Here is a 19,886-nt window from a genome sequence, read left to right as displayed (position 1 = left end):
CTACCTGCCAAATTCTTTTGCATTTTCCCGGTTCTCCTGACTTTAACTAATAGAGGGGTAAAACAGCAAGGACAGGAAGTGAGGATACACTTCCGGGAAATCCCAATTTAGGGTACCCTGCCCTAAATTGAAAAACGTTGAAAGCAACGATACTACTGTCCTCTCAGAAAGGAGAACCCACCAATGGCTGAAAGAAAGAGAAACAAAGAAATCCATTTTTATGTCACCGAAGAAGAAAGGAAGCTTATACGCAGGAAGATGATAGAATCAAAAACCAAAAACATGGGAGCTTATCTGCGTAAGATGGCAATCGACGGTTACATCGTCAACACCGATACCACCCCACTGAAGAAACAGTATGAGGAAATGCACAAGATTGGTGTAAATATCAACCAGATTGCAAAAAAGGTAAATACCACCGGAGATCTATATCCAGAAGAAATGCAAGAATTGAAAGAGATGGTGAAAGAATTATGGCGTATCTTAAAATCTTTCCCATTAAGGTAACTGACAAGAAAGCTCTGGACTATATTACAAATCCAGATAAGACAGATGAAAAACTGTTAGTTTCCAGTTTTGGCTGTTCCCCGGAAACTGCAGATCTTGAATTTTCTATGACAAGAGAAATGGCAAAAAAGAATGGAATGGATAAAGGCGATAACCTGGCATTTCATCTGATCCAATCATTTAAACCTGGAGAAGTTGATGCCGAAAATGCCCATCGCTTAGGTCAACAATTTGCTGACGAAGTGCTGAAAGGAAAATATGAGTACGTGATCAGCACACACGTTGACAAAAATCATATTCACAATCATATCATCTTCAACGCTGCAAGCTTTGTTGATCATCACAAGTATGTTTCCAATAAGCGGAGCTACCATAAACTCTGCAGAATCAGTAATCGTATCTGCCATGAAAATGGACTTGCCACCAGCATGCCAACCGGAGAAAAAGGTAAAAGCTATAAAGAGAACATGGAATATCATCGTGGCACCAGTTGGAAAGCCAAGCTACGTGTCGCAGTTGATAAATCAATCTGGACTTCCATCAACTATGAGGAATTTCTGCAAAAGATGCAGTTAGCCGGATATGAAGTCCGGCAGGGAAAGCACCTGTCCTTCCGTGCACCGGAGCAGAAGAACTTCACTTATATGAAATCTCTCGGAAGCTATTATTCCGAAGAAAATGTTCGCATCCGTCTGGCTAAAAATCGTAGCAAAGTAAAAACTCCAAGACATCTGTCCAGAGAAGCTCGCTTGTATATCAATATCTCCACTTATGTCACAACTGGAAATCGAGAGGGATTTGAACGATGGGCAAAGCTCAATAATCTAAAAGAGGCAGCCCGCACCTTCAACTATCTTTCCGAAAATAACTTGCTGAATTATGACGATTTCAGGCAGCATGTATCTGACATTGAAGCTTCTGTGAAAGTTGCCGACCAAAGAATAGCACAAATCAACAGTGAGCTGAGCACGCAGAAAGTCATTCAGAAACACTGCGATTCTTACCGGCTTTGTCGTAAAGTAATTGAAGATTGTAAATCTGCTAAAAATCCAAAAGCATACCGCACCAAACATCAGGCAGAATACCAGCTCCACGATTCACTAAAAAAAGAGCTTCAGGATCTCGGTATCACCAAAATCCCAAGCTCTAATAAAATCCAGAAGCGGATTGAAAATCTTGAATCTGAACAGGATGCTACTGTCCGGGAAAAACAGGAATTGCAGAAAAAGCAGAAAACCCTAGAGATCATTCAGCAAAATTTCACTGTACTGCTCGATGCTCCAGAGATCAGTTCAGACTTACTTCCGGCAAAAAAGGAACCTGTTTCTGTCACAAGAGAAAAATAAGATTGCACTGGCAACTCACTCATTTTCTTCCAAATCTTCCCAAGGTTTCAAATCCTTTTCCTCCCAGGTGACACCATACGGTGCACCTCCGGAGGTATAACCAGCAATACAGAAAAATCGGTCATCTTGCAAGATCTCTTCTTTGGTCAGATTATCTCTTGCTTCTTTTTTCCGTTTTGCTCGCCTCTGTTTCCTCTTTTGTTTCGCAACAGCTGCTTTTTCTTCCGGCGTTTTCCTATGTCCTTTTGCCATAAGTGTTTCTAGTGTAATTCCACTCTGAATGTCTTTTAGTATACGAGTTTCATACCCTGTTTCACGTTTCTCAACAATTCTATAGTATGATGAACATAAAAGCTTCGGTGAATCAACATTGTACTAATACTTTTTTTCAACCGAAGTTTTCAATTTTTCAAAAGCTTCTTCACTGATTACATGTTCTATCCGACAGGCATCTCTTTCTGCAGTTTCCCGATCAACCCCGATAGCTACAAGCTGCTCCGTAAAGAACTGATGGCGTTCATAAATTTTCTCGGCAACCTCCCGCCCGGCATTAGTCAGATTGAGGTATCCATCTTCATCGACAGTCAGGAAACCGCCATTCTTTAACACACCTACTGCATGGCTGATGCTCGGTTTACTGAATCCCATGTGCCGGGCAAGATCAATGGATCGGACCATACCCTGCTTCTTTTGAAGAATCAGCACAGCCTCCAGATAATCCTCCCCGGACGCATGAATCTTCATCGGTTCCTCCTTTATGCAAGGCTCCAGCCGGAAGCCTTTTTACGGATATTTACAAAATCCTGATAAATCCCGGCTTTTGCCATAAGCTCGTCATGGGTTCCCTGTTCGCTGATCCGTCCATCAGAGATCACCAAAATCTGATCTGCCTGACGGATGGTATTCAGGCGATGTGCAATCACAAGTAATGTTTTACCCTTTACCAGCTCATTGATTGCCTCCTGGATATAGCTTTCATTATCGGTATCAACACTTGCAGTCGCTTCATCCAGAATGACAATCGGTGCGTCCTTCAAAATGCATCGGGCGATAGAGATTCTTTGCTTTTCGCCGCCGGACAGAGTAGCGCCGCCTTCACCGATGACTGTCTGGAATCCATCTGGCAGCGCCATGATAAAATCATAGCAGCGGGCTTTTTTTGCAGCCTCATAGACTTCTTCCTCGGTAGCGTCCGGTTTACCCATGCTGATATTGTTGTAAATGGTATCCTGAAACAAGTACACCCTCTGGAAAACCATGCTGATCTGTTCCATCAGTTCGGCGAGAGGTACATCCCGAATATCTGTACCACGGATTGTCACTTTGCCGGATTTCACATCCCACAGCCGCGCCAGAAGGTTCGCAATCGTGGATTTGCCACCGCCAGACGGTCCCACAAGTGCGGTCATGGTATTCTTCTGCATAGAGAAGCTGATGTTGTGCAGGACTTCCTTGTCCTGATAGGCGAAGCCCACATCGCTAAATTGTACTTCTGGCTGATCCGGCTGTGCCTGTGACAGAATATGTTGATTTCCGTTATCGGGAAGTTCGGGCTCGTCCAAAACAGCTTCAATGCGGTCTAATGCGGCATTCATCACGGTCAGTCGGGTTGCTTCTCCATAAAGAGCTTTCAGAGGTCCAAAGAGATCAAAGACAAACAGCAGCACGCCCAAAAGATAAGCCAGGGAGAGTACGCCTTCCTGATGTAAAAAAACGGATAAACCGAAGATAGCGGCAATACCCACGCCATAGAGAATGTTTAAGCCAGTGGTCCACGGTGTCATTTTCTGCTCAAACTTCGTATTGACATCCCTTGATTTTTTGAAGTTTTCCGTTAATTCGTCAGATTTTTCTCCGAGCAGATTGTAACTTTTGATAACCCCAATTCCTTCAGCAAAAGACAAGACCGCATCCGTCAAATTCTCGCTTTGGTTTTGACGCCCGACAGCCTCCTTGAAGGAAACCTTATTCATATATTTTGCAACCAGTGATGCCAGCAAGGTAATGATTACCGCAATCAGCCCAAGTCTCCAATCCAGTACGAACATAAAAACAGCTAAAACCAAAGTAGACAGCATATAGCTCATCATGTTGCCAATGGTACTCATAGAAACTTCCTCAATGAATACCATATCCGTACTGAGAACAGAGCTGATTTTTCCAATATTCCCCGATGTAAAGTAACCCATCGGCATTTTTCTTAAATGATTTCCCAACTCCATCCGTTTATCAGCAAAGATCATAAATCCAGCGGCACTTTGCAGACGGTCGCTCAAATAGTGAACCACTGTCTGAACCACTACAACAGCTAATAATCCAAGTCCGACAAACAGACAGGTCTTTCCAGTCAGCGTATTATCAGCAAACCCGGCCAAGACAATAAACGCCATGAAGATCGGCATTTTGGAGAGAATGGACTCGACAAATGCACATAGAAATGCAGCCTGAATACGGCTTTTATACCTCCCGGAGAGGTTCAGGATTCTTGAAATCAATGCAAACATTTATCTTCCCTCCTTTGCAGTAGATACTTTCCACTCGGCGCTGTCCTGAGCCGCTTTCCACAACTTTTGGTATTCTGGGCAAGCTTGAATCAGCTCCTGATGTTTTCCGGTTGCCACCATCTTTCCGTGATCCATAACGCATATTTGATCTGCGTTCATTATAGCGGGAAGTTTGTGAGCGATAACTACCAAGGTTTTTCCCTCCACCAGCTCCGCAATAGCAGCCTCCATTTTTTCCTCATTTTCTGGATCAGCATAGGCCGTGGCCTCGTCAAGCACTACAATCGGGGCATCCTTCAATATTGCCCGCGCCAGGGAAATTCGCTGGCGCTGCCCCCCGGAAAGCATTTTCCCCGCATCGCCCGCCATGGAGTGAATACCTTGCGGCAGCTTTTCCAGAAACTCCATACACCGGGCTTTCTTCGCCGCCTGCATTACTTCCTCATCGGTAGCATCCAAACGTCCAAGACGGATATTTTCCAGCAGGGAGGTGTTAAACAGGTACTGATCCTGAGCCACATAGGAAATGCGGCTGTTCAATGCCTCCAGGCTCATATCACAAAGTTTATGCCCGCCAATGGAAATGCTCCCTTTCTGCGGGTCATAGTAGTGGATCAACAGTTTTGCAAGGGTGCTCTTGCCAGAACCGGATTCACCAACTAGGGCAGTTTTTTGTCCTGCTTGTGCCACAAAGGTAATATCGTGGAGGACTTCGTTTTCCGCTATTATCGGTTTCCCATCTGGGCCAGGCTGTGTCGTCTGATACGCAAAGGAAACATGATCGTAAGAAATGTTAAAATCCTGTCCGTGGAAATCATCCTCAGCAGCTTGCAGCGGTGCCGTATTTAACATCTGTTCAAGTGCCGTGATCTTATAATTCAGATTCGGAATCGTCTCCATAAAGCCCAGTGCTTTCAGGAGAGGAATCCCAATGCTGAGGGAAAGGCAGAGGACTAAAATCAAATCAGGTAAAGTGCTTATGCCACAGAGAACAAACCATGCCCCAAGAGGCAAAGTCAGAATAACAGTGCAGGGCAGTAGACTTCCGTATATCGCCATCCAGGGCCAGGCGGCCTTATACCATGCCAAGGTATAATCCCGATAGTCCGTTACATCCTTGCGGAAGTTCTCGTAAGATTCGCTCTCCCGGTTGAAAACCTTGACAACCTCCATACCATTGATGTACTCAATGATCGTGTTGTTCATTTTCTGTGCAGACTGATAGTAGGGACCCATGCGCTTCATTCCAACAGAGTACATAATGACCATGGAGAGCAGGCTGATCGGGATAGAGGCCAAAGACATAAGAGCCAGTTTCCAGTCCGCACAAAACATAGCAACATAAATCACCAGCGGGATCAGTAAATTTGCGATACCCTCTGGGACTGAATGAGCAAGGAGCAATTCCAAGCTGTCCACATCATCGACAAACAGCTTTTTGATTGTCCCTGTCCCTTTTTCCTCCACAATGCCAAGGGGAAGTTTCTCAAACTTCTTTTGCAGAGATACCCGCAGCCGGAACAATGTGTTATATGCTGCTTTATGAGAAATTGATAATCCCCATCCATAAAAAAACGCCTGCAAAACAAGACAGATCAAACCCCCTATAACACGCAATAAAACAAATTCTGTTTCAACAGAATCGCCCATAACCAATGGCGAAATGACCTGATAGGCCAGCACAAAAGGCAGGATGCCCATAAGAACGCTGACCAGTACGACAACCGTGGCCACATACATATTTTTCTTATATGGCCCTGCGTACTCAAAGATTTTTTTGAACATAAGCCCTCCTTATATTGAGCCGTACTGTCTGTGCTTCAAAAACAAGAGGCCGCCAAAGTAAAGCGGCCTCTTATCATTATCTTTCTGTCCAGTCAAGGCGGCCCTGACATTCATAATTTCTAAAATTCACTGGCGGATTCGGAAAAAATCCAAAACCTTTTTACTGCCGGATTCGTCCAATGGATAGCTTTCTTTTACTTGCCCTTTTTCCATATGGACTACATACGAACATCCCGCCATCACCAACTCCGGATCATGCGTAATAACAAGAAGCGTTTTGCCCTGATCCGCGAGTGACTTCAAACTCCGCGCAACTTCCCGCATATGTTTGAGATCAAGCCCGCTTGTTGGTTCGTCAAACACAATGATCTCCCGGTTACTCACAATGGCAGACGCGATCGCTACCCGCTGTTTTTGCCCGCCGGAAAGAGAAAGCGGGTGCCTGTCTTTATATTCCAGCAGATCAAACTGTTTAAGGATTTTATCCACAACAGTTTCATCCTTGTTGTCCATGCTCAGAAGCACTTCATCCGCCACGCTTTCGGTAAATAGCTGATGGCTGGTATCCTGCATTACCATGTAGCAATGTTTGAGCCGGGCTTTCCAATCAAGGGTTTTCCCCTCAACCTGCAAAAAGCCACACTTCTTTTCCAGTCCGCAAATACAGCGGGCCAGAGTAGATTTTCCAGCGCCATTCAGACCGATAATGGCAATCGTTTCTCCAACAGGCAGTTCTGCACTCGGAATATGGAGGCTTTCCGGTTCCCGCTTTTTATACGCAAAGCAGAAATTTTGAAATTCCATCTGTTTAGCTGTATGCGCCTGATACTGATTCGCAGGCTTCAACTTCGAGAGAGAAAACGGCCGCAGCCCTATTTCTTTTCGAGTGCCATCCGATAAGCTGTCAAATTCAGCAGGCGTGTATTCCCGTTCAATCTCCCCATCTTTTACATACAGCACACGATCTGCAAGATCGTGAAGGTAGTAAAGGCGGTGTTCTGCGATCAGAATTGTTTTGCCCTGCTTTTTCCAGAGGCTTAGGACCTGCCGCAGGTCATCAATAGCAGCCATATCCAAATTAGAAGATGGTTCGTCCAGGACCATAATTCCCGGCAGCAATACACTTGATGAAGCACAGGCTATTTTTTGCTTTTCGCCTCCGGACAGAGCAAACACGCTTCGCCCCATCAAATCTTCAATATGATAATCGGAAACTGTCCGGTCAATCCTTTTCAGGATATCCTCCTGAGGATAGCCTAAATTTTCACAGGCAAAGGCTAATTCACTATCCGTATCCACGTTGAAAAACTGACTTTTGGGATTCTGGAATACAGATCCCACCATAGCAGCCAAGTCATAAAGCGGCGTATCTGATACGCTTTTTCCGTCCAGAAGGACATCGCCCTCTAATTTGCCCTCGTAATAATGAGGCACCAGCCCGTTTACCAAACGGGTAATCGTTGTTTTCCCACAGCCGGATTCTCCCGTAAGTAAAACAAATTCCCCTGTGTTTATGGTGAGATTGACATTTCTAATCCCTCCGCCGCTGGATTCTTCACCATAAGAAAAAGAAACATTTTGAAAATCTATCATGGCAAAATCCCTCCTGCGGAAATTATCGGGGAAGCAATCGCCCAAAACACTACAAAGCAACAAAACAAGATCAGCACCACATCGGCAAAATTGAATTTAAGCTGGCAAATGTTTGTGCGTTTGACAGGAGCGCCGAGGCCACGGGTAATTGCCGCAGCGGAAAGTTCCTCACCGATTTTCACGGAGCAGGTAATCATCGGGATCAGCTTATACTCCAATATTTTTGAAGATTTTTTCCCTCCAAGTTTAATCCCACGCATTTTCATAGCGTCACTGATTGCTTCTGACTCCTGAAAGACAGTTGGAAAGAAGCGGAACATGACCGTTAAGGGGATCGTCACTTCTTTAGGCATATGGATTCTTTCCATGCCGGAAATCAATTCACTGACCGTTGTTGTTTTCACTGCATAGGCAGCAATCGCAACACTGGGAAGGATTCGGCAGAAGAATCCTATTGTAAACAAAACAAGGAAATTCAATATCCCCGTAAGGTGCGGCAAAACATAAATTTGGACAGCATAAAAAACAGAAAACACAGCAATATAGCCCACAGCTTTTGCACATTGTTTCGAGGTAAGCAGCAATATAGCCGGAACCACACAAAGAACAAGGCGGATCAGTCCCATAGCTTCTCCGCCTGTTCCACCCATGACAAAAATGCTTATGATGAAGATGAGCAACAGTTTTGTACGCGGATCGAGCCGCAACCCTTGTTCTGTTTTTTTGCTGAGCAGAATTTCCCGCGCCATTATGCAATACCGGCACGCTGGAAGTGCTTTTTGCAAATGACTTTCCCAATCATACCTCCGACAAGGCCAAACACAAAGCAGGCAACCAGCAAAATAGGCGCAATCCACATAGGCATATATGTATTAAGGGTAGCTGCATATTCAGCGCCGTATCCTTCAGTCAGCATTACCATATAGCTTTCACGGTTCAGGAAAATGGGAGCAAAGTTGCCAAACACCCAGATGCTGAACACACCGCAGGAAAGAACTGTACTCTTTGCACTTTTGTAGTCTGCCTTTTTCAGGATCACGTCAGCCAACAGACCGCCAACAAGACCAGTTACCATAGTAAGATAGCCGTTGCCGAAGAACACCATGATTAGGCCAATCAGGAAACCCATGATTGCAGTCATCCCGAATTTTTTAGCCTTTGTAACATACAGCATATAGGGGATGCCGCCAATCAAAGGACACAGCACCGCCATCAGCGGAATAAAAATGGGGATGAAGCCAAGCATCGCCACCAGCATAACAATGACGACATAGATGACGGTGTAGATGCCGATAGTAATTAAATCTTTTCCCTCAAGCCGGGAACTTTTTTTCTGGGAACTCATACCAGTATCCTCCTATCTAAAAAATGGTGTAGTTAGCATTTTCTAACTACACCACATATAATAACAATTTACGCCTACATTTCCAACCCAAAAACGGTTTTATTCTACCCAAAATCGGTATTTTTTAATTTTAACCAATCGTATTTTCCGTTTTATAGTTTTTAGGAATTACCCCATACTTCTTTTTGAATGCCGCAGCAAAGTTACTCGGTTTTGAATAGCCTACAAATGCTGCCACCTGACTTACGTTCAAATTACTTTCTAATAGTAGACTTGCCGCCTTTTCCAATCGCTGATCTATAATATACGCATGAACCGATGTTCCAAACAGCGAGGAAAAACCCTTTGACAATTTTGAAGTACTAATATTGACTTTTCGCGCCAATTCCTCACAACTTGGTGCCAAAGCAAGCTGACTGTCAATGATTCTCTTCGCTTCTATGATGGATTCTCGGTCACTTCTGGAAATTGCTATATAAGTTGACGCAAGAATACTCAGTTCCAAAATCTCACTCAAATATACAGATAACAACTCAAAAACTTTGCTTTCCAAAAACAGGTATCCCAATCCGCCGCGATATTGCGTGAAGTCTTTCAGTTCCGCAAAAATGTGCTCCATATAGGGAGTAATACCTACTTTTGATATACCTTCCAATAGTTTTTTCTGATAAACCTCAATCTCACCAACATCAAAATAGTCATTCATAATTTTACGGAAATACGACAGTGGTACTTTTACATTTTTGAAAAGGAAATCGTTTTGTTTGGAATAGCACAGATATTCCATTTTCCCGTGTCCACGATAAATACAGGACTCACCTTTTTGTATGCTGATACTTTGTCGGCTATCTGCAATATTCCAGGAAACACCATCATTGAAGCAGAACAACATTTGAATGTATTCTTCGCTACTCACTCCCTGCACGTTCATATCTGAAAAATAATTCATTTTCCAGTCCGAAACAACTGCTCCCTGTTTCGTGACCACCTGTAAAATCTGCCCTGTCCCCATGTCTGCTGGAATATCTATGGTTATTGTCTGCGGTGAATTAGAGAGCAGATCACGATAAAGATTATTCATGTATTGGTTTGTCATGTACAAGCATTCCTCCCGAAGTTAGATAAGACTAATTAAATTTTACAACTTCCAAAGTAAAAAGTCAAATTTTGTAATCATGTAAAAAGCAGACACTACTTAATGTAAATTACAAACTTCACTTACTTCCATTTCTTTCTGCATCTCACAAGACGATAAAGTCACTTTTAAAACCCATTGTACTGACAATTTAATATTAATTCTCATTGTTCTCCCTGCACATCGCTAAATTATCTTATAAATATGGCATTTTAGGAACACCTGACAGTTCGAGAGTTAATTTTATCTGAAGTTCATATTTATCGTGCTTTTATTGCAAGTAATAATGTTTCTGATAATTTAGCTGTTCTAAAGTGCATTTTTGTCAATTGGTTTAAAATTTTTTCCACACTCTGATAATTCCACGACATTAGGCTATCTACAGTACTAACTATGTTTTTACCACAAAAAACTTTATAGGTCAATCTCCATGTCCATTGATCCATCCCCACTTGCTTTATATCAGTAATATACGTCTCATAGCGCAATCTTCCTTGAGTAGCCACCGATATTCTACTTCCTACTGGCGCAACAAGAAATTTCGGTTCTAAAAGTTCTATCAGGATTGGGACATTTATATTCAAATTTTTATCTAATTTATACAATAATTTTTCTTGTTCATCCCTTTTTAAATGTCCAAGTACTCCCATGCACATTACACCACTTATTTTATCTCGAAATGAATATTTACCTACATCTATCGGCAATAGAGAAATTCTCTCTTTAACTTCATTATGCTCCATTAATCTTGCCATAAACGCTGTTCTCATATAAGCCGATGGTTCTAAAGCAATTATTTCTTTATCACATATCATATTAGCCATCTCTATTGTTGTTTTTCCAGTTCCTGCACCTATATCCAAAATGATTCCATCTAAATCCTTAACCATATCAGCAAATTTGTTTAAAACAATTTTTTTGTTCCCTATCTGTGAAAGAGCTGATAAATCATAAAATTCTACTGTCTCTCCGTATACATTCTCAATTTCATTCAATCCCGTCATTCTCCTTTTTTATTAAATGTCTTTTTTCCAAATCATAAAATATATTTTTTATGTCACCAAAATTGTCATAATCAACGATATTCATATAGCCCACTTTCTGACATATTTCAGACCATAATTTTGATACATATATTTGATATTGCGCCATGGACATTTTTTCTGTTCTATTTTGCTTAAATAAAATCTCTAAAGCTTTCTTTACTGCATCCGGCCATATTTGTTCAAACGTTTCTTTTACTGATGGTAACATTACATTTCCTATAGTAACACCAGAGGGTATATTTACTTCCTCTTCTACATTAATACTTAGTGTTCCATATTCATCTCTTGGCATATGCAAGAAAGGAAGCCATATTACCGGACCATGGGTATTGACCAGACAGAGCCGCCCTGTGGAAAATGTCAATTCTATTCTATGATATAAATGTAATGGATGGTCTATATCGTTACGATCCACATTGGTATTCACTATAAATGTTACCGGAACCATTCCAATTATACCACTAATAACTCTGTTACCCCCTCCTGCCATAGAAGTTGTATAAGATTCTGCTACATTTCCCAATTTCCATGTAGATAAGCCTCCCAACGCACACCCCAATATATCTATTCCATCATATAATACATGTATAGCGCATTCCAAGGATGCATTTATAAGATGAGCATGTTTACTTATTATTTGTGCCGCCTCTAAAAAATCTCGAATTGGCTTGATATACCGATAAAATGGATTCAACATAAAAGCGGCACTTCCGGATTCTTTTATACAATTAACAATTTCTACCTCATGAGCAGGATGTTCTAATAATGTTGGTATCCCTTTTGCAAGTATACTTTTAGCTATATTGGCACCGTTTCCACCTCCAGCCGCATTAGGTACAACTACACATGCTGCATCAACATTTTGATTTATTTCTTTAATATCCGTATACATTGGCACATTTAGATTCTTTGAAAGAAGTCTGGATCTATCGCTTCCTTTTCCCAATATACCCATAAGCTCATATTCTTTACTTTCTGCAATAGCTTTCAAATAAATTTTCCCAAATCCTGTTCCACATACTAAAATCTGTTTTTTCTTCATATCTTTCCCTCTGATTTGAACTTATCTATTTTTTTAAGTTCATCTAACACTTGATATTTTTCAAGATAACTTGCCATTGTATAAATTCCATCCTTCCTAGGCATTTCAAATATTGCATTGGCAGTAATCGCTAATATTTCGCCAGTTAAAACACTCGGATTTTTTCCTTCAAAATAAATGCATCTACTATCATTTCCTTTATTTTGTCTTACCCATATAAAAGCTTTTTGGTTGCTATTTTTCTGTCCCATTAATGCATTTACTAAATCTTTTTTTTGACAATGCGCCTTATTTACTATTGAAAATAAACTTACAGGTGCCGCCGTATATGAATCAATATTAAGCATATATTTCCCTTGTATAATTTCTTGAATTTCTTCTGTAACATATGGCAATATAGATAATTTCGAAATTCTTGTTGGAAGATTCAGCGGACTTCTTTTCTGAGCAGGTAAAATTTTTCCATTTCGCACACATGCCATAGGAATTCCAGCTTTATAACTTTTTATTTCTTCCACATAATCGATTGCGGCAGCTTTTGAAAAATTATAGACACCTCCAATAATCATCTCTATTAAGTCATCATTGAAAGCTTCTTTAAGCACAGAAGACAACATCCATCCTGATAACCCCGGAAATATTCCCGAACCAACTATAGCGGTACCTTTCATGCTAGAATTCCTCATTTTTCTAATTAAATGAATTCCTCCTGGGTCAACATACGGAATATTCTCTGCCATTGCTCCAAGTAACATTTTTTCACTATAGTCTGCGGAAGGTCCGATTGCTCCTATTACCAAATCACTTCCTTTAAAGAATTTTCCAATATTACTTTCCTTATCAATATCAAGTTCAAATAATTGGATGTTGGGAGCCATATACATTCCTGTATCTTTTATTGTTTCTATATTCCGTACACTGACTCTTAATGAATAGCCTAACTTACTTAAAACCTTACACGCTGTCACACCAACAGTACCTGTTCCGCCAAGAATACAGATTGTTCTGCGATTATTTATCATTTTCTAGTTCCCTCATAATAATATCAAAAATGTCATTACTATTAGATTCAAATTCTCTAACGTTACCTAAAACAGCCTTTTCCCAAGATTTAATAGCAACTGAATTTCCGTCAATTATGCTTATATCTCCTAAATATAAATCACTTTCTTTTGCTTTAGATGGATTTATTAAAAAAATGCGGTTAATAATAATGTTTTCCCCCAATAGTTCACTTGCCTTAGTTATGCATAAAGAAGCCATTTCGGAAAAGGCAATAATATATTTCTTTTTAACATTTATGTCTTCATGACATCTTTCAATTATTTCTTGCCCTCCCACTCTCTTACAACTTATGTTTGAAGCGCTCAACTTTTCTATAAGAACATCTCTTATTTCATTTTCGTTATCCCCAAATATATATACAACAGTATATGAATTTCTTGTTTGATTTCCTGCATTACTATGCATTTGATTTTTTGAAGGATTTTTACAATCCGATATATACTGAGCAATCCCCATAATTGTTGGCATCGTCAACGATGCCCGTAATATTTCATCAAATCTCATGCCTTGTGCTTCTTGTATGTCATTAACTATGCGCCCAGAAATCTGAGATAATAACAAAGAATCAAGTCCATTTTCTAATAAATTATCTTCATAATCAATATAATCATTTCCAGAAATAGAGCATACGATTTTTTTGATACTTTTAGCAAGTTCTACATATTCCTTCTTTTGCGAAATTAAAGTTGCTTTTGCATTATGCTTTACCTTGATGTTCTTTTGTATACTCTCTGCCAGTCCTTTTCTGTCTATTTTGCCATTAGTAGAAAGTGGAAACCTCTCTACATTTACAAACTCTGAAGGAATCATTGCTGGTGGCAAAAAAAAGGCTAACTGCTTTCTGTATTCTTCTTTCGTATAGGAAATGCTCGATATTTTATTTTTTATAAAAGCTATCAGCACACCCTTCCCTATACTTTGATTATAAACCACGCAACAATCTTCAATATTTTGCATTCCACGTATTGCATTTTCTATTTCCGCAATTTCTATTCTATGCCCATTGATTTTTACCTGATTATCTAATCTGCCTAAAAATTCAATGTCGCCATTCTCTACATATCTTCCATTATCTCCAGTGAGATAAATCCTGTTCTTTTCTTCTTCCAGATAAACAAATTTTTCTTTTGTTAATGTTGTATCTCCTAAATAGCCTTCTGCCAAAGAATATCCTCCTATGGCAATTTGCCCCGAAACATATTCCGGACAAATTCTCAATTCCTCGTCTACAACTCCCATCCACTGTCCAAGCAAAGCTTTTCCATATAATATAGTAGGCCTTTCTTCTATTTCATCAATTTCATGATATATAGACCAAATCCCACCTTCCGTAGCGCCTCCCAAACTAATCATTTGAGCGTTGGTCATAATCTTTCTTAGTCTTCCTGGCAGACTAGTATTTATCCAATCTCCGGATAACAGTACTAATCTAACTGTCGGATAACTCTCCGATTTAGACGCAAAAGCATCTAACATTTCCGCCTGCGCTGGAACACTATTCCACAAGGTCACTTTGTATTCATTAAGTAATCTGCCCCAATGGGATGCATCTGGTCCTTTTTCTGGATTCGGTAATACTAATGTTCCACCAACTCCCAATACACTAAATATATCAAATACAGAAAGATCAAATGACAGTTCCGCAATACCAAGGATTGTATCCTCTTCCGAGATATTATACATATTTTCAATAGATATAAGAGTATTTTGTGCCGCAGTATGTGACATTACTACACCTTTAGGCTCTCCTGTAGAGCCAGAAGTAAATATTACATATGCAATAGGATTTTGGAATTCTGGATGCTTTTCTAATCGGTATTCCAAATTCTGAAGTATCATATTTACTTTTTTCTCATCCAATTCCACAATAACATTTGCTTTTGATAAAATTTTTTCTTGTCGTGCCAATGGCTGTTTTATATCAATAGGTAAATAAGAAAATCCAGCAATCAAAACACCCATTACTGCTGCAATTTGATTTACAGATTTTTTCATTCTTATCGCAACCAGTCCAGTTCTATTTTCCACAAATTCTTTTCTTAAATAACCTGCTATATATTCTGCTCTTTCCAACAATTCTCCATATGTCACTGTTTCAACAGCATCTATTACGGCAGTTTTATTAGAATTCTTTTTCGCATACTTAACAAATCTCTGTTGAATACGAGATTGATTCGTAATACCTTTATTTCGTTCGCAAATTACTTTTTTCTTACTCGCACTTGGCACTATAATTTCCAATGGATTCTTCCATTCTTCCGAATGTTTTATTCCAAGTATTCTTATTGTTTCAGTAAAAGACTCAAACATCTCCGTTACAATAGATTCTTTTATCGCACCTTTTCTTGTATCCCAGCTTATCATCAGGCCTTTTTCTTGATCTTCTGAATCTATCTCATCGACTATCTGACAATCAATCCATACTTGAGGGGTATGACTAAACCCATATTCAATAGTGCCTACAGTGCCATCAGTCTTCAAAACCCCTGTAAATACGATCGGCATTAATAATTCCTTTTCTTCAGACACTTTACTCAGTTCTCTTAGCACTTCGACACCAGAAAAAGAATTATGCTCTAAATCCTCCATCAATCTTTTTGTAATTTCTTTGACTCTTTCTATAAAACTCATATTTTGAGTTACATTTACTTCTAGCAAGTTCACTGCTGTAAAGTCTCCTACTATGGAATTAGTATTATTTCCGATAGTTGGTCTATTTTGAATTGGTAAATTGAGTGTAAAATGTTTATTCGAACTCCACCTTGAAATAACTTCTGCGTATATACCAATAAGCACCGATGAAACTGTTACTCCGTATTCTCCTGCAATTTCCTTTATACGTTTCCAGTCAGACTGATTAATATGTTTCTGAAATCGATAAAATTCATATGTATTTTCACACTTATCTGCGGCTCGTCCATCTTGTGGAAGAATTGGAGCCTCCGGCAATTTTTTCAGTCTTTCTAACCAATACATTCTATCCTGATGCCATTTTAAACTTCCTTTACGTTGTTGATTGAACATTGCATAATCTGAAAACTTATACCTTATTTTTTCTAATGAAGCTCCTTTCAAAAGTTCTCCCATTTCAGAAATCAGAAGTTGCACACTTGCAAAATCTGAAACAATTAAATCAACAAGTAGATGGAAAAAATTTCCTTCTATACGCTTCGTTATTAGCACTTTAAATAATGGAGGTTCCTCCGTATGAAAAACATATTCACTAAAATCTTCCCTAATCTTAGATAAAGTATCTACTTTTTCCCTCTCTGCCATTTTTTGTAGATTTACTATTTTAATTTCATAATCAATCTCATCTCTCTCTAAAATTTCAAATCCGACCTCTGTTACTTTCGCTCTTAGCATTTCATGCCTATTTACCAATACTTTCCAAGCTCTTGATAGTTCTTCTGCACTGTAGGAACCAAAATCAACCTCAATATATCCTTTACATCCAATTCCACCCCACTTCACAGCTTCTGTTTTTCCAACTAAATAGGCTGCTTGCACATCAGTCAAAGGATATACATTAGTTTCATAATCATTATCCGTAATAAACTCGTCTATCGTTTGTTTTTTCTTCAAAATTTCAATTATTTCTTCTTTATATTTTTTAACTTTCTCTTTAGAATTTTCTGTAAAATTCCCTTTGGAATCTTTATATTTTAATTTTCCATCAACAGTTTCAAAAGTAACGCCTTTTTTTTCAAGCTCTACTAATAATTCTCCTGCTACTTTTTTCGTGTCCTGCATTTTTTAAATTTCCCCCTCTTCTACAAATTCTGCTATATCTGTATTTTTTCTCTTATCAACCAATTTTGTTAGTGCGTTAATTGATGGATTCATAAAGACCTCTTTCATGCGTACCTCTATTCCGCAACGAGCATTAATAGCCGCAACAAATCTAGCCGCAAGCAAGCTGTCTGCACCTATCTTAAAAAGGTTCTCATCCAAATCAGCCACTTTATTTTTCAATAGCTCCTCCCAAATCATCAGTACAATATTTAATACTTTGTCAGACATTATTTCCACACTATCAGTTTTCTGATATTCTGCCAATCTTCTTCTATCAACTTTTCCATTTGCATTAAGAGGAAAATTTTCTAATCTGTTTATAGAATTCGGTATAGAATACTCAGGAAGATGTATCTTAAGATAATCTTCTATTTCACTCTCTGCAATGTACTCTCCCAAGTAAAATGCAACTAATTCTTTATGGTATTTATCCCCCTGAGCAACAACTACGGCTTCTTTTATTCTTGAAATACTTTTTAATACACTTTCAATTTCTCCCAACTCAATTCGATGTCCACGTATCTTTACTTGGGTATCCATTCGCCCTAAAAACTCTATCGTTCCATCTGCCCATCGCCTTCCCCGATCTCCTGTTCTATACCAACGTTCCCCTTTTACATCCGTAATAAACTTTTTCATTGTTAGCTCTTCATCATTAATATAGCCTTTCGCCAGACTTCCACCTCCAATTTGCAATTCACCAGGAATATCAACTCCGCACTCCACAAAATTTTCATCCGTAATCCTATATTTCTGTTTTGGTAATGCTTGCCCATAAGGAATAGAATTCCACAATTTATCTACTTTTGAAACGCAATAATAGTTGGACCAAATTCCGCCTTCTGTCGCTCCGCCCAACGCTACAAATTGCGAGTTTACTGAAGTTACTTTATACCATTTCTCCGGTAAATATAAAGGAATCCAGTCCCCTGACACTAATGCCAACCGCAATTTACCAAAATGATTATTTTCCCCCATTATCAAAAACATGTCCAATAACGCGGGGGCACTATTCCAAATAGTAATTCCATAAATCTCTATCAGATTTTTCCATACTTCTGGATCTCTAAAGTCGTCTTCATCAATTAAAACAATTGTCCCTCCAACAGTTAAAAGACCAAATATGTCAAAAACCGACAAATCAAAATCAAATGCTGATATATTTAATACGGAATCTTCCGCACCAATATTCCACATATGTAAAATTTCTTCTATTGTATTCATTGCAGCCACATGACTCATTTCTACTCCTTTAGGTTCTCCGCTAGAGCCCGATGTATAAATAATATAGGCAGTATCTTTTGAATTATTTTCAATACACCCAGTCCATGGATTCTCTTCTAAAAAGGCTTCATCCTGCAATACAAGAGCCGGCTTGACATTTTCTATGATTTTTTTCCGACGTCCTAACGGCTGCTTCATTGCAATCGGAACATACGCTGCACCTATTGCAAGAATTCCTAACAATGCAGCTACTTGTCCAATACCTCTCGGCAATATAACCACAATCTTATCATTTCTTCTTACTCCTCTTTGCCACATATAGTTTGCTGCACGCAACGCATATAAACGCAACATCTTATAAGAAACTTTCTCATTTTCATAGATAAGCGCAATTCTCTCTGGATATTTCAATGCATTTTCATAAAATTCTCCATGTAATGTTTCCTTTCTATTAGAAAACTCTCGATCGTTCATCATATACATTTCCTTTCCTCAACTATTCCACATTCTTTTTAAGCCATTTTACGACCCTCACAATAACCTCATCTTCTATAGTACCGCCTTCATCCTTTAATGGAGAACTTACCTTAGAAAGTGAATGTCCCAACCCTTTAAACAAAATTATATCTGCATTATTCCTTGCTGCCTTTGCTATTTGCACAGCTTCTACCGGAGAAATCCATCCGTCATTCAAACCATGAAGTACTAAAATAGGTAATTGGATTTTTTTTATGTCATCTAATATTCCTGCCCATGTTTCTCCAGGAGCATTTTCAGCAAATCGAATTAAAGTAGTAGGATCTGCAACTATTTCATCTGCCAATGGTATCCAATTATCTATTATGCTGAATCTTCCTTTCCCTTCTGGATCAAGTTCTTCATTAAATTTCATATTTCCCTCCTTATCCGTACCAAGAATAAGTAAATACAGAGAGAAAGAGATAGATGTGGAGTCCGGTATGCAATTCAAAAAATCCGAAATTTCTAATATGCTATCACTATTGTTATCCAACTCTTTCAACTTTTCTACTGTAAGTTCGCGCAATATATAAGAGAAATAGGAACTCCATCCTTCTGCAATACCCGACTGAAGAATCAAAGCCTGCACATTCGGAAAATCTGAAACTAAAGTTGTACAAACTCGTACTCCTTCACTCCATCCATAAAACAGAATTCCATCCACTTCAGACAAGCCAGAAACAAATCTCGTTACCTCTCTGGCATCCCGAATAATTATTTCTATATCATAATTTTCTCTTTTATCATAACGAAATACCGCATATCTAGCTTTCACAAACCCTTCGCTCAATAAATCAAAATTACGGGATACTATACCTCCCATGGATTCAACTGTAGCGTGCCGATCAGATGGACCGGAACCATGAAATAAAATAATCGTTTTCCATTGACCTTGCCTTTCTGGCAAATCTAATTCTCCTGAAATTTTCATTCCATTTTCCAAAGTAATTTCCAATTCTTTTACAAACATATTTTTATTC

The 19,886-nt window shown here is 39.2% G+C and carries 15 protein-coding genes; 2 read left to right on the top strand and 13 right to left on the bottom strand.

Translation table 11 applies throughout. From position 1 onward, the window contains the following. Positions 1 to 183 precede the first annotated feature (183 nt). Positions 184 to 507, top strand: a complete 324-nt coding sequence (locus tag V8Q34_RS02160; RefSeq protein WP_055222055.1) for a MobC family plasmid mobilization relaxosome protein — start codon at positions 184 to 186, stop codon at positions 505 to 507. Next, positions 474 to 1,853 (top strand): relaxase/mobilization nuclease domain-containing protein, encoded by a 1,380-nt coding sequence (locus V8Q34_RS02155; RefSeq protein WP_055222057.1) that lies wholly within the window; start codon positions 474 to 476, stop codon positions 1,851 to 1,853. Before V8Q34_RS02160 ends, V8Q34_RS02155 begins: the two co-directional genes overlap by 34 nt. 375 nt (positions 1,854 to 2,228) lie before the next feature. Here the strand turns inward: V8Q34_RS02155 and V8Q34_RS02150 are convergent, their stop codons facing one another. The 13 genes from V8Q34_RS02150 to V8Q34_RS02090 all read right to left on the bottom strand — a co-directional run bounded on the left by V8Q34_RS02150 (position 2,229) and on the right by V8Q34_RS02090 (position 19,876). Then, positions 2,229 to 2,597 (bottom strand): metal-dependent transcriptional regulator, encoded by a 369-nt coding sequence (locus V8Q34_RS02150; RefSeq protein ID WP_335834721.1) that lies wholly within the window; start codon positions 2,595 to 2,597, stop codon positions 2,229 to 2,231. An 11-nt stretch (positions 2,598 to 2,608) separates the two neighbouring features. After that, positions 2,609 to 4,357 carry an ABC transporter ATP-binding protein gene (locus V8Q34_RS02145; RefSeq protein ID WP_015528447.1) on the bottom strand — a complete coding sequence of 583 codons (1,749 nt, stop codon included), beginning with the start codon at positions 4,355 to 4,357 and terminating at the stop codon, positions 2,609 to 2,611. Next, positions 4,358 to 6,142 carry an ABC transporter ATP-binding protein gene (locus V8Q34_RS02140; protein WP_335834720.1) on the bottom strand — a complete coding sequence of 595 codons (1,785 nt, stop codon included), beginning with the start codon at positions 6,140 to 6,142 and terminating at the stop codon, positions 4,358 to 4,360. It lies immediately after the preceding gene. A 126-nt stretch (positions 6,143 to 6,268) separates the two neighbouring features. Beyond that, complete coding sequence (locus tag V8Q34_RS02135; RefSeq protein ID WP_054335617.1) at positions 6,269 to 7,735, bottom strand: ABC transporter ATP-binding protein; 1,467 nt, start codon at positions 7,733 to 7,735, stop codon at positions 6,269 to 6,271. After that, positions 7,732 to 8,484, bottom strand: a complete 753-nt coding sequence (locus V8Q34_RS02130; RefSeq protein WP_055222061.1) for an energy-coupling factor transporter transmembrane component T — start codon at positions 8,482 to 8,484, stop codon at positions 7,732 to 7,734. The genes V8Q34_RS02135 and V8Q34_RS02130 overlap by 4 nt, the downstream gene beginning before the upstream one ends. After that, positions 8,484 to 9,080: an MptD family putative ECF transporter S component gene (locus V8Q34_RS02125; RefSeq protein WP_055222062.1), complete on the bottom strand. Its 597-nt coding sequence runs from the start codon at positions 9,078 to 9,080 to the stop codon at positions 8,484 to 8,486. Before V8Q34_RS02125 ends, V8Q34_RS02130 begins: the two co-directional genes overlap by 1 nt. A 130-nt stretch (positions 9,081 to 9,210) precedes the next feature. Beyond that, a complete protein-coding gene (locus tag V8Q34_RS02120; protein ID WP_015528443.1) occupies positions 9,211 to 10,176 on the bottom strand; it encodes a helix-turn-helix domain-containing protein in 966 nt (321 codons plus the stop codon). Positions 10,177 to 10,475: 299 nt separating this feature from the next. Continuing rightward, positions 10,476 to 11,210, bottom strand: coding sequence for a class I SAM-dependent methyltransferase (locus V8Q34_RS02115; RefSeq protein WP_055222064.1), 735 nt, complete (start codon positions 11,208 to 11,210; stop codon positions 10,476 to 10,478). Continuing rightward, positions 11,203 to 12,303, bottom strand: a complete 1,101-nt coding sequence (locus V8Q34_RS02110) for a Gfo/Idh/MocA family oxidoreductase (RefSeq protein WP_335834719.1) — start codon at positions 12,301 to 12,303, stop codon at positions 11,203 to 11,205. Before V8Q34_RS02110 ends, V8Q34_RS02115 begins: the two co-directional genes overlap by 8 nt. Continuing rightward, positions 12,300 to 13,325, bottom strand: a complete 1,026-nt coding sequence (locus V8Q34_RS02105) for an NmrA family NAD(P)-binding protein (protein WP_118721479.1) — start codon at positions 13,323 to 13,325, stop codon at positions 12,300 to 12,302. Before V8Q34_RS02105 ends, V8Q34_RS02110 begins: the two co-directional genes overlap by 4 nt. After that, on the bottom strand, positions 13,315 to 17,121 hold the full coding sequence (locus V8Q34_RS02100) for an amino acid adenylation domain-containing protein (RefSeq protein ID WP_055650117.1): 3,807 nt from the start codon (positions 17,119 to 17,121) through the stop codon (positions 13,315 to 13,317). The genes V8Q34_RS02105 and V8Q34_RS02100 overlap by 11 nt, the downstream gene beginning before the upstream one ends. A 3-nt stretch (positions 17,122 to 17,124) precedes the next feature. After that, entirely contained in the window at positions 17,125 to 18,864 is a 1,740-nt protein-coding gene (locus tag V8Q34_RS02095; protein WP_172682256.1) for a non-ribosomal peptide synthetase, read from the bottom strand. 19 nt (positions 18,865 to 18,883) lie between these two features. Further along, positions 18,884 to 19,876, bottom strand: a complete 993-nt coding sequence (locus tag V8Q34_RS02090) for an alpha/beta hydrolase family protein (RefSeq protein ID WP_335834718.1) — start codon at positions 19,874 to 19,876, stop codon at positions 18,884 to 18,886. Positions 19,877 to 19,886: the final 10 nt, after the last annotated feature.

The organism is Blautia sp. JLR.GB0024 (genome assembly GCF_037000545.1).
In the GTDB taxonomy this organism is placed as follows: Bacteria; Bacillota; Clostridia; order Lachnospirales; family Lachnospiraceae; genus Blautia; species Blautia celeris.
This window is presented reverse-complemented; position numbering and strand designations above follow the sequence as displayed.